The 11,768-nt window shown below is 68.0% G+C and carries 7 protein-coding genes and 1 pseudogene; 5 read left to right on the forward strand and 3 right to left on the reverse strand.

The genetic code is table 11. The features are described from left to right. Positions 1-149: 149 nt before the first annotated feature. From ACTXG9_RS05850 to ACTXG9_RS05865, 4 genes are all read left to right on the forward strand, one after another. On the forward strand, positions 150-521 hold the full coding sequence (locus ACTXG9_RS05850; RefSeq protein WP_021204138.1) for an arsenate reductase: 372 nt from the start codon (positions 150-152) through the stop codon (positions 519-521). Next, a complete protein-coding gene (gene dapE, locus ACTXG9_RS05855; protein ID WP_111101732.1) occupies positions 518-1,645 on the forward strand; it encodes a succinyl-diaminopimelate desuccinylase in 1,128 nt (375 codons plus the stop codon). The genes ACTXG9_RS05850 and dapE overlap by 4 nt, the downstream gene beginning before the upstream one ends. A 379-nt stretch (positions 1,646-2,024) precedes the next feature. Then, a complete protein-coding gene (gene asnB, locus ACTXG9_RS05860; RefSeq protein ID WP_111097789.1) occupies positions 2,025-3,716 on the forward strand; it encodes an asparagine synthase B in 1,692 nt (563 codons plus the stop codon). 123 nt (positions 3,717-3,839) lie between these two features. Further along, positions 3,840-5,228, forward strand: a complete 1,389-nt coding sequence (locus tag ACTXG9_RS05865) for a cation:proton antiporter domain-containing protein (protein WP_456115417.1) — start codon at positions 3,840-3,842, stop codon at positions 5,226-5,228. A 17-nt stretch (positions 5,229-5,245) separates the two neighbouring features. On the opposite strand, the pseudogene ACTXG9_RS05870 reads toward ACTXG9_RS05865, so the two are convergent. After that, positions 5,246-7,564 (reverse strand): annotated as a pseudogene (locus ACTXG9_RS05870) (penicillin acylase family protein); the annotation flags it as partial. Positions 7,565-7,687: 123 nt separating this feature from the next. Here ACTXG9_RS05870 and bfr point away from each other — a divergent pair. After that, a complete protein-coding gene (gene bfr, locus ACTXG9_RS05875; RefSeq protein WP_005408763.1) occupies positions 7,688-8,176 on the forward strand; it encodes a bacterioferritin in 489 nt (162 codons plus the stop codon). 331 nt (positions 8,177-8,507) lie between these two features. Here the strand turns inward: bfr and parC are convergent, their stop codons facing one another. Together parC and ACTXG9_RS05885 are read right to left on the reverse strand one after the other, a co-directional pair. After that, complete coding sequence (gene parC, locus ACTXG9_RS05880) at positions 8,508-10,751, reverse strand: DNA topoisomerase IV subunit A (RefSeq protein ID WP_111102056.1); 2,244 nt, start codon at positions 10,749-10,751, stop codon at positions 8,508-8,510. Positions 10,752-10,810: 59 nt separating this feature from the next. Continuing rightward, positions 10,811-11,692 (reverse strand): helix-turn-helix domain-containing protein, encoded by an 882-nt coding sequence (locus ACTXG9_RS05885; protein WP_026346921.1) that lies wholly within the window; start codon positions 11,690-11,692, stop codon positions 10,811-10,813. Between the last annotated feature and the right edge of the window lie 76 nt (positions 11,693-11,768).

Genomic DNA, 11,768 nt, shown 5'->3' on the forward strand with positions numbered 1-11,768 from the left:
GGCATCCTCCCGACGTCCTGTTCGGGCGGATGCTGCCGCGCCTGCCGCGTGCGCCGCGCTGTGGCAGGCGACCCACCGTGCCGCGCCGTTCCGGGTCGTGTCCGAGCGCCTGTTGTGAGATTCTGGCCCTCTGTTTTCCAGCATCACAGATGGCCATGAGCACCACTGTCTACGGTTTGAAGAACTGCGATACCTGCAAGAAGGCGACCAAGTGGCTGGACCGCTTCGGCGTGCCGTACACCTTCGTCGACTACCGCGACAACAAGCCCAGCCCGGAAACGCTGCTGGAATGGGCCGCGCAGCTGGGGGGGCTGGCGGCGATGGTGAACAAGTCCTCCACCACCTGGCGGCAGCTGCCGGACAACCGCAAGGCCGCAGACTCCGAGGCCGAATGGAAGCTGCTGCTGCGCGAGTACCCGCAGCTGATCAAGCGCCCGCTGGTGGTCACGGCCGACGGCAAGGCCAGCCAGGGTTTCAGTGACAACGGCTTCAAGGCCCGCTTCGGCGTGGGCCAGTCATGAGTGCCGTCCTCGACCTGGCCTGCGAGCTGATCGCGCGCCCCTCGGTTACCCCGGACGACGCCGGCTGCCAGGCACTGCTGGCGGCGCGGTTGAAGCAGGCAGGGTTCCACTGTGACCAGCTGCGTCTGGGTGAGGTCGACAACCTGTGGGCGACCCACGGCCAGGGTGCGCCGGTGCTGGTGCTGCTGGGCCATACCGACGTGGTGCCCACCGGCCCGCGCGAGGCCTGGACCAGCGATCCGTTCACGCCGCAGATCCGCGATGGCGTGCTGTATGGCCGTGGCGCCGCCGACATGAAGGGCAGCGTGGCCGCGTTCGTGGTGGCCGCCGAGCAGTTCGTCGCCGCGCATCCCGATCACCCCGGCACGCTGGCGGTGCTGCTGACCAGCGACGAGGAAGGCGACGCGATCGATGGCGTGCGCCACGTCGCGCGCCTGTTCGCCGAGCGCGGCCAGCGCATCGACTGGTGCATTACCGGCGAGCCATCATCGACAGCAGCGCTGGGCGACCTGCTGCGCGTCGGGCGTCGTGGCAGCCTGTCGGCCAAGCTGCGCGTGCAGGGCGTGCAGGGCCACGTGGCGTATCCGGAAAAGGCACGCAACCCGATCCACCAGGCGGCTCCGGCCCTGGCCGAACTGAGTGCGCGGCGCTGGGACGAGGGGTACGAGAGTTTCCCGCCGACCAGCCTGCAGATCTCCAACATCCGTGCCGGCACCGGCGCCAACAACGTGATTCCCGGGGAGCTGGAGGTCGATTTCAACATCCGCTACAACCCGCACTGGGATGCGCCGAAGCTGGAAACGGAGATCACCGCGCTGCTGGACCGGCACGGCCTGCAGTACGCGCTGAAGTGGCATCGCAGTGGCGAGCCGTTCTACACCCCGGAAGGCACGCTGCGCGCCACCGCACGCGCGGTGCTGGCCGAGCACATCGGTCGTGCCCCTGAGGAAAGCACCGGTGGCGGCACCTCCGATGCACGCTTCATCGCGCCGCTGGGTGCGCAGTGCATCGAAGTGGGGCCAGTCAACGCCAGCATCCACCAGGTGGATGAGAACGTGCGCGTGGATGATCTGGAAGCGTTGCCGGGGCTTTACCAGCGCCTGGTGGAACGGCTGCTGGCGTGAGGCATGGCGCCGGGCACGGCCCGGCGCTCCCCCTGTGAGTGCCGACTGCTGGGTGCCGACCGTTGGTCGGCACACCTTCACCTGGTTGCCAATGCAACGGTTGCGCAGCGCCGGAATCCGGGGTAGGGTCGATGCCATGTCGATCCGCCTGGCCACCGCCGTCAATAGCAACAACCGCAATAATCTGCGCGCGAATAATCGTGCGCGGCCGATGCGGGACTGCGCCCTGGGTAGATAGACAGCAACACACGCCCGGACACCAGAAAACCCGCATCGGTCGATGCGGGTTTTTTTGTGCCCGGGCGCAGCCCCACCCGGGCCTGGATGGCCGGTCGAACACCCTCCCACCCGTGAAATTCCCCCAACAGGAGCTCCCCCCATGTGTTCGATATTCGGAATCTTCGGCCTGCAGGCCGGTGACGATCTTCCGGCTCTGCGCCGCCATGCGCTGGAACTGTCGCAGCGCCAGCGCCACCGCGGCCCGGACTGGAGCGGCGTGTATCTTGACGAAGGTGCGCTGCTGGTCCACGAGCGGCTGGCCATCGTCGACCCGGCCGGTGGCTCGCAGCCGCTGCTGTCGGCCGATGGCCAGCTGGCGCTGGCGGTGAACGGCGAGATCTACAACCACCAGCAGTTGAAGGCCACGCTGACCACCGCCTACGACTTCCAGACGGGTTCGGACTGCGAGGTGATCAACGCGCTTTACCGCCAAGGCGGATCGCCGGCGCAGTGGCTGGAGCAGCTCAACGGCATCTTCGCCTTCGCGCTGTGGGACCGTGATGCCGGCCGCGTGCTGGTGGCGCGCGATCCGATCGGCGTGGTGCCGTTGTACTGGGGCCACGATGCCCAGGGCCGCCTGCGCGTGGCCTCGGAAATGAAGGCGCTGGTCGATACCTGTGCCGATGTCGCGCAGTTCCCGCCGGGCCACTATTTCGACAGCGCCAGTGGCGAGCTGGTGCGCTACTACCAGCAGTCGTGGCGCGCCTACGCTGACGTGCAGGGGCGCCAGGCCGATCTGGCCGAACTGCGCCAGGCCTTCGAGCATGCGGTGGAACGCCAGTTGATGAGCGACGTGCCATACGGCGTGCTGCTGTCCGGTGGCCTGGACTCGTCGCTGGTGGCGGCGGTGGCTGCGCGCTATGCACGTCGCCGCATCGAGGATGGCGGGCAGACCGAAGCCTGGTGGCCGCGCCTGCATTCGTTCGCGATCGGCTTGAGGGGCTCGCCCGATCTGGCTGCCGCTGCCATTGCTGCCGAAGCGCTGGGTACCGTGCATCACGGCTTCGAGTACACCTTCGAGGAAGGCCTCGATGCGTTGCCGGAAGTGATCCGCCACATCGAAACCTACGACGTCACCACCATCCGCGCCTCGACGCCGATGTTCCTGCTGGCGCGGCGGATCAAGGCGATGGGGGTGAAGATGGTGCTCTCCGGCGAGGGCAGCGACGAGATCTTTGGTGGCTACCTGTATTTCCACAAGGCGCCGGATGCGCGTGAATTCCACGAGGAGCTGGTGCGCAAGCTCGACGCGCTGCACAACTACGACTGCCTGCGTGCCAACAAGTCGATGATGGCCTGGGGCGTGGAGCCACGCGTGCCGTTCCTCGACCGCGAATTCCTCGACGTGGCGATGCGCTTCGATGCCGCGCACAAGATGGTGGGCGCCGGCTTTGGCGGTCGCCGCATCGAAAAGGCGGTGCTGCGCGAGGCGTTCGACGGCTACCTGCCGGACAGCATCCTGTGGCGGCAGAAGGAACAGTTCAGCGATGGCGTCGGCTACGGCTGGATCGACGGGCTGAAGGCACATGCCGAGGCGCAGGTGAGCGACCGTGTACTGGCTGCGGCCGACAAGCGCTTCCCGCACAACCCGCCACAGACCAAGGAGGCGTACTACTACCGCCACCTGTTCGAGCAGTTCTTCCCCAGCCGCGCAGCCGCAGAGACCGTGCCGGGTGGCAAGTCCATCGCCTGTTCGTCGCCCGCGGCCATTGCCTGGGACGCCAGCTTCGCCGCGGCTGCAGATCCCTCGGGCCGCGCGATCGCCGGCGTGCACGAGCAGGCACTGGCGTAATGCTTCCGCCGGGCACGGCCCGGTGCTACCGAGCGATGGTAGCGCCGGGCCATGCCCGGCGGGCACAAACGACTTAATCCCCTCCGTCCCCTTTTTGTATGATCGCCCCCTGCGCATTGGGGAATGTTCATGGACGCACAGCGCGGGGGGCACCCGTCGCCGACGAAGTGGGGATGGCGCTACCTGGCCTGGGCTGGGGTGCCGTTGCTGGCCGGCGTGCTGCTGGCGCGCTATGCCGGGCCGGCCGCCCCCGAGGCGGTTGCGCGTACCACGGTCGCTGCCGAAGGCAGCTGGGCACGGCATCTGGCGTCACCGCTGGGCCTGTTCCTGCTGCAGCTGCTGGTGCTGTTGCTGGTAGCCAAGGGCGCCGGTGCGCTGCTGAAGCGGCTGGGGCAGCCGGCGGTGATCGGCGAGATGGCCGCCGGCCTGATGATGGGGCCGCTGGTGCTCGGCAGCCTGCTGCCGCAGCTGCAGGGTGCGCTGTTCCCGGCCAGTTCGCTGGGCCCTCTGGGCATGCTCAGCCAGCTGGGCGTGCTGATGTTTCTGCTGGTGGCCGGCGCCGAACTGGACCTGGCGGCACTGCGCGGCCGCCGGCGTTTCGCCTTCACGGTCAGCCATGCCGGCATCGCGGTGCCGTTCGTGCTCGGCGTCGCGTTGGCGATCTGGCTGTACCCGCAGCACGGCCCGCAGGGCGTGGGCTTCACCGCATTCGCGCTTTTCGTTGGCATATCGATGAGCATCACCGCGTTCCCGGTGCTGCTGCGCATCCTCGCCGACCGTGGCATCACGCAGACGCCGCTGGGCCAGACCGCCATCGCCTGCGCGGCTTTGGGCGATGCCACCGCATGGTGCCTGCTGGCACTGATCGTGGCGGCGGCACAGGCCAGCGGCTGGCTGCCGGCCAGTCTCAATCTGCTGTGCGTGGTCGCCTTCGTGGTGCTGATGCTGGGGCTGGTGAAGCCGTGGTTCGCTCGCCAGGAGATTGCGCCGGGCCGTGAGGGGCGCTGGCTGCTCGGCATCCTGCTGCTGTCGCTGGGTAGTGCCCTGATCACCGAAATGCTGGGCATCCACGCGCTGTTCGGTGCGTTCGCTGCGGGCGTGGCGGTGTCGTCCAACGCGCAGCTGCGCGGCCTGTTGATGGCCCGCGTCGAACCGTTCGCGGTGACCCTGCTGCTGCCGCTGTTCTTCGCCATGACTGGCCTTCGCATGCGCGCCGACGCGCTGCAGGCCAGCGACATCGTGCTGTGTGGTGTGGTGATCGCAGTGGCCGCGACCGGCAAGCTGCTGGGTACCTTCAGCGCCGCGCGCAGTGCCGGCATGCCCACCCGTGAGGCGTGGCGGCTGGGTGCACTGATGAACACCCGTGGCCTGATGGAGCTGATCGTGCTCAACCTGGGTTACGAACTTGGCCTGCTCGGTGACCGCCTGTTCGCGGTGCTGGTGATCATGGCGCTGGTGACAACGGCGATGACCGGGCCACTGCTGAACCTGATCGAGCGGCGCAGGGGCTGAGCGTCGAACGGTAGTGCCGGCACCAGCGTCATCGTGTGCTGCGGCTTGCCCGGCAGGAACGGCGTCGGCCGCCCATGCACCCAGTCTTCGTGGCCGGCGCCCCAGTACGGCGACAGCGGGTGCCCGCTCTGGCCGCCGGGCATATGCACGATGCCGTCGGCCTCGTGCCCGGGCGAAACCACCATGCGCTCGGAAGCACCGAAGCCCGGCGTCTGCACGCGCGGCATGTCGCGGTCGCCGGGCAGGCGGTCGGCCGGCATGCACAGCCAGTGTTTGGCGATGTCCGGCAGCGCCCGTGCGATGGGGTGGCAGATCGCCGCCGTATTGCGTTCGCCCCAGCTGCGCTTGGCCAGTGGGCCCTGCCTGGCCAGCTCGCTCTCGGTGCGGCGTGCGGCGTCGATCAGCAGCGCATCCCAGCTGTCGAAGGCCGGTGGCAGCAGATTGGCCGGACGCTGCTGCAGCATCGGCCAGGCCACGCCTTCCAGCTGCGCCAGGCGCGGCTCCAGATAGTCATCGCCCAGCTGCGCATTGGCCGGTGCCAGCAGTGCATTGGACAGTGTTGTCATCACCTGCGTACGGAACTCGCGCACCACCCGGTAGCTGACCGAGCTGGCCGAGGCACGGCCGTCCCATTGATGGCTGGCCTCCTTCAAACGCTTCAGTGCAGGGTCGTCACTGCGCTCGATGACGTCGTGCAGCAGGGCCCACCAGCGCTGCAGGAACACCGCGCGATCGTCGAGCTGGATCGCCAGCAGGTCGTGCTCGTCGAAGCGCTCCTGGATCGCCAGCAGGTCACGGATCTGCCGCGCCCGTGCTCCCAGGTCATAGCCACCGTTGCCGACGCTGGCCAGTGCCTCGCCGTCGAGGACGCGGCCGTTGGCGGTCCACAGGCGGTGGTTGGGAGGATCGATCAATGCCGGTGAAGCATCGCTGCGGATCGGCCACGGCGCACAGTCCTGGTTGTTGCCGGCACTGAAGCCGGCCGGCGCGCAGCCCGGACCGCGATCCGGGCGGGCGCCGATCAGCCGCCAGGCGATGCGTCCGCTGCGGTCGCCGACCACCAGGTTCTGCGCGGGGATGCCGGCGCGGTCGGCGAACTTCAGTGCAGCGTCCAGATCGCCAGCGCGGGCCAGGTCACCGAAGTCCAGCCGCACCGCGCCGGGCAGGTGGGCGACCCAACGCAGCGCGTCACCGCTGCCATCGGCATGGGCGTGCAGGATCGGGCCCCAGGCGGTTTCGCGTACCGGGAACAGCACGTCGGCCTGGCCGGCCACCGCAATCCGCTCTTCATGCACGGTCACCTCGGCATTGGCCGGTTCCGAGCGGTAATCGGCGGTGTCGATGTAGCTGTTGGTGAAGCCCCAGGCGACGTGCCCGTTGCTGCCGACGATCACCGCCGGCAGGCCGGGCAGCGAGAAGCCGGTGACGTCGACCTGGCCGCCGGCAGCTTGTGGGTCGGGGTAGCGCAGGCGCACGCGGAACCACAGGCCGGGTGCACGCAGGCCCAGGTGCATGTCGTCGGCAACGATGGCGCGGCCGTCGGCGGTGAGTGCACCGGCCACCGCGAAGTTGTTGCTGCCGATGACGTCGGCTTCTTCCTGTTCTGTGCCCGACTTTCCCTTCAGCGTGCGCAGGTCCAGCTGGCTGGCATCGGGCAGGGGGGCATTGCCGGTGGGTTCGCCGAACAGCGGGGCATCCCATTCGGTGCCATCGTGGGCAATCAACGCATACAGCGCCGGAGGTACCACTGCGCGGATGCGGCTGAGCGCAAGCTCGGTCTGGTTGCCGGGGTCCTGCAGGTCGGCGTACATGGCCAGCCCGGTCAGCACGCTGTCGCTGGCCTGCCACGGTTGCGGCGGTTGCCGCAGCAGCAGGTAGGCCCACGGGCGCACGGAGAGATCGGCCAGGCCTTCGTTGACGCCGTCCACGTAGGCACGCACGGCATCGCCGTTGTCGCCCAATGCAGCGTCCAGCTGCGCTTCGGTGCGTGCACGCAGGCGATGCACGCGCATGCGTTTGTCGGCGTCGATGGCCTTCGGCCCGAACAGCGCCGACAGTTCGCCGGCGGCGCTACGGCGCATCAGGTCCATCTCGAAATAGCGTTCCTGCGCATGCACGCGGCCCAATGCGCGCATCGCGTCGGCCTGGCTGCCGGCGGTGATGGTGACCACGCCCAGCGCATCGCGCTCGATGGTGACCGGCGCGGCCAGCCCCAGCAAGGCATGCTCGCCGTCCAGGTCGGCCAGGCTGCCCCGCAGCAGGAGCCACAGGACCAGTGCGGCGATCAGCACGATGGCGATCACTATGCCCAGCACCCAACGCCATGTACGTCGCATCGCACGTCCTTTCCGAACTCGTGGGCCGATTGTAGCCGCAGGCGCAACTGCGACTGATTCCGATTAGATCACCGTACTTTGAAATGCGGCACCCTATGCCGCATCGATTCACAGGAGCCCCCCATGAAAGGCAACCCGGACGTCATCGCCTGCCTGAAGGAACTGCTGCGCGGCGAGCTCGCTGCCCGCGACCAGTACTTCATCCATTCCCGCCGCTACGAGGACCAGGGCCTGTTCGCGCTGTACGAACGCCTGAACCACGAGATGGAAGAGGAAACCCAGCATGCCGATGCGCTGCTGCGCCGGATCCTGTTCCTGGGGGGCGACCCGGACATGCGCCCGCATGCCACCGAGCCGGGCAAGACCGTGGAGGAGATGCTGCAGAAGGATCTCGACACTGAATACGCGGTTCGGAACAATCTCGCCGCCGGCATGAAGCTATGCGAGGAGAAGGGCGATTACGTGAGCCGCGACATCCTGCTGGCGCAGCTGAAGGACACCGAGGAAGACCATGCCTGGTGGCTGGAACAGCAGCTGGGCCTGATCAAGCGCATCGGCCTGGAGCTGTACCAGCTGAGCAAGATCGACGGCAACGGCGCCCCGGCGCACTGACCGGCACCGCTTTTTGTAGAGCCGAGCCAATGCTCGGCTGCCTTCCGGTAGAGCCGACCGCTGGTCGGCCGCTTTTCGGTAAAGCAGCCGACTGACAGTCGGCTCTACCAAGAGCAAAGAGCAGCCGACCAGCAATCGGCTCTACCAGAAGCACGGCGTTCTGTCGCCCGCCAGCACCGGAGCATCGCCAGCCAGCCTTCGCCAGCCAGCTGCTCCACCGCCCGCCAGCCGACAACGAAAAAGCCGGGGAATGCCCCGGCTTTTTCGTGTCTGATCCCCGGCGAGGCGTGTCAACCAAGGTTGACACCCGCCAGGGGCAGGGCCCCAGCTCTCACTCCACCGACAGCCCTTCCACCTTCTGCCAGCCGCGCGGCAGCAGGTGGCCGCGGGTGGCGCGGGCGCCGAGGTAGGCATCCAGCTCGTTGAACTTCAGGCCCATGGTGCGCTGGCCGCTGCGCACCTGCAGGGTCTGCCCCGGGCTGATCGCCACGATGGCGACCACGCGTTCGGTGGCGAGCTTGGCCTTCGGGATCTCGATGATCTTGTTGCCCTTGCCCTTGTCCAGTTCCGGCAGGTCGTTGGCGGCGATCGCCAACAGGTTGCCCGAACTGGTCACCGCCACGATGCGGTCGGTGGCGACGTTGGCGACCACCGACGGGGTCAGCACCGACGAGCCCGCCGACAGGTTCAGCATCGCCTTGCCGGCCTTGTTGCGGCCGATCAGGTTCTCGAAGCGGGTGACGAAGCCATAGCCGTGGCTGGAAGCCAGCACGAAGCGGGTGTCCGGTTCGGCGCTGGCCAGGGTCACGAAGCTGGTGCCCGGTGCCGGCGAGAAGCGGCCGGTCAGCGGTTCGCCATTGCCACGCGCGGAGGGCAGGGTGTGCACCGGCGTCGAGTAGGCGCGGCCTTCGCTGTCGAGGAACGCGACCTGCTGGGTGCTGCGTGCGCGCACCGCGCCCTGCAGCCCGTCGCCTTCACGGTACGACAGTGCGGATGCATCGACGTCGTGGCCCTTGGCGGCGCGGATCCAGCCCTTCTCCGACAGCACCACGGTCATCGGTTCGCTCGGCACCAGCTCGGTCTCGTCGATGGCCTGCGCCGCCTGGCGCTGCACCAGCGGCGAACGGCGTGCGTCGCCGAACTTCCTGGCGTCGGCGGTCAGTTCATCGCGGATCAGCTTCTTCAGCTTGGCCTTGCTGTCCAGGATGCCGAGGATCTTCTCGCGCTCCTTGGCCAGTTCATCCTGCTCGCCGCGGATCTTCATTTCCTCCAGGCGGGCCAGCTGCTTCAGCTTGGTTTCCAGGATGTACTCGGCCTGTTCCTCGGACAGGCCGAAGCGCGCGATCAGCGCGGCCTTCGGCTCGTCTTCGGTACGGATGATATGGATCACCTCGTCCAGGTTGAGGAAGGCGACCAGCAGGCCTTCCAGCAGGTGCAGGCGATGCTCGACCTTCTGCAGGCGGTGCTGCAGGCGGCGGGTGACGGTGTTGCTGCGGAAGGTCAGCCATTCGCTGAGCAGCATCTTCAGGTTCTTCACCTGCGGACGGCCGTCCAGCCCGATCACGTTGAGGTTGACGCGGTAGCTGCGCTCCAGGTCCGTGGTGGCGAACAGGTGGCCCATCAACTGGTCGGCGTCGACGCGGTTGGAACGCGGCACCAGCACCACGCGCACCGGATTGGCGTGGTCGGATTCATCACGGATGTCCTCCAGCCACGGCAGCTTCTTGGCGCGCATCTGCGCGGCGATCTGCTCGATCACCTTCGACGGCGACACCTGGAACGGCAGCGCCGTGATCACGATGTTGCTGGCTTCCTTGGTGAAGGTCGCGCGTGCACGCACGCTGCCGTTGCCAGTCTCGTAGATGTTGCGCAGGTCATTGGCCGCGGTGATGATCTCGGCGCTGGACGGGTAGTCCGGGCCCTGCACGTGTTCGCACAGGTCGCGCACGGTGGCGTCGGGGTTGTCCAGCAGGTGCAGCAGCGCACTGACGATCTCGTTGAGATTGTGCGGCGGCACGTCGGTGGCCATGCCCACGGCGATGCCGGTGGTGCCGTTGAGCAGCAGGTGCGGGAGCCGCGCCGGCATCCAGGTCGGTTCCTGCAGGGTGCCGTCGAAGTTCGGTGCCCAGTCGGTGGTGCCCTGGCCCAGTTCGCCCAGCAGCACTTCGGCGATCGGGGTCAGCTTGGATTCGGTGTAACGCATCGCCGCGAACGACTTGGGGTCGTCGCTGGAGCCGAAGTTGCCCTGGCCCTCGATCAGCGGGTAGCGGTACGAGAACGGCTGTGCCATCAGCACCAGCGCCTCGTAGCACGCGCTGTCGCCGTGCGGGTGGTACTTGCCGATGACGTCGCCGACGGTGCGCGCGGACTTCTTCGGCTTGGACGCGGCATTCAGGCCCAGCTCGCTCATCGAATAGATGATGCGGCGCTGCACCGGCTTCAGGCCGTCGCCGATGAACGGCAGGGCGCGGTCCAGGACCACGTACATCGAGTAGTCGAGGTAGGCGCGTTCGGCGTACTCGCGCAGCGGCAGTTGTTCGAATCCGTGGAACACGGGACGGGCAAGTTCGGTCATGCGGCGTTGTTACCTATGTCGGGAGGCGGCGACGGCGGTCGCCGCTCGCAATCCTGTGATTATCCGGATGCGGCGGGGGATGCCAAGCCGCGCGCAGGGTCCAGCCCGGTTTCCAGGCCGTGGCCGGCCCGCGCCAGGTAGCGCCCCGGCGGCAGCCCGAAGTGGCGGCGGAACACGGTGACGAACGCGCTGGCGCTGCTGAAGCCCAGTGCGTGGGCGATGTCGGCCACGCTGCGGCCCTCGGTCAGCTGGCGCAACGCCTCGGACAGGCGGGCCTGTTGCCGCCACTGGGCGAAGCTGAGCGTGGTCTCGTCGCGGAAGTGACGGGTCAGGCTGCGCGGCGACAGGCCGGCCCAGTGGGCCCATTCGGCCAGGCTGCGCTCGTCGGACGGGTCGGCCAGCAGCTGCGAGGCGATCTTCAGCAGGCGCCGGTCGTGGGGCATCGGCAGATGCATGCGCTGACGCGGCGCGGTGCGGATCTCGTCCAGCAGCACCTCGATGATGTGCTGGCGCTCGGGCGTGGTGTCATAGCCCAGCGGCCATTCGCAGATGCGCTCGGCCAGCGCCTGCGCCAGCTTGGACAGGCCCAGCACGCAGGGGTCGGCGGGCAGGGTGGCACAGGCGGGTGCGGCCAGCGCCATGCCCCAGCCACGCAGCGGCCCGTCGAGGGTGACCGTGTGCGGCTCCAGCGGCGGCATCCAGCCGGCCGAACCCGGCGCCAGCGACCAGGTGCCGTGCGAGGTGCGGGTGGTCAGCAGGCCACGCTCCACGTAGATCAGTTGCGCGCGCTGGTGATGGTGCCAGTCCACCTCACGGACCAGTCCCTGCGGGCTGTCGAAGCGGTAGGCGACCACCGATGGGCCGTCGTTGCGCTCGAACCAGTCCAGCGCGTCGTCGCGCAGCAGGCGCTTGGGAGGGGGGATTTCTGCCTTGTTCATCATATCCGCTGGCTGAAATGTGTCATCCATTGGCTGAATTGTACTACCGGGCCAGCTGACCAGGTCATTAAGGTAGGCG

Source organism: Stenotrophomonas maltophilia group sp. LNF247, assembly GCF_054083135.1.

Bases quoted from the DNA above. Each gene is read 5' to 3' on its own strand.
- bfr (WP_005408763.1), top strand. From the start codon at position 7,688: ATGAAAGGCAACCCGGACGTCATCGCCTGCCTGAAGGAACTGCTGCGC.
- ACTXG9_RS05865 (WP_456115417.1), top strand. From the start codon at position 3,840: ATGTTCATGGACGCACAGCGCGGGGGGCACCCGTCGCCGACGAAGTGG.
- parC (WP_111102056.1), bottom strand. From the start codon at position 10,751: ATGACCGAACTTGCCCGTCCCGTGTTCCACGGATTCGAACAACTGCCG.
- ACTXG9_RS05850 (WP_021204138.1), top strand. From the start codon at position 150: ATGGCCATGAGCACCACTGTCTACGGTTTGAAGAACTGCGATACCTGC.
- dapE (WP_111101732.1), top strand. From the start codon at position 518: ATGAGTGCCGTCCTCGACCTGGCCTGCGAGCTGATCGCGCGCCCCTCG.
- ACTXG9_RS05885 (WP_026346921.1), bottom strand. From the start codon at position 11,692: ATGATGAACAAGGCAGAAATCCCCCCTCCCAAGCGCCTGCTGCGCGAC.
- asnB (WP_111097789.1), top strand. From the start codon at position 2,025: ATGTGTTCGATATTCGGAATCTTCGGCCTGCAGGCCGGTGACGATCTT.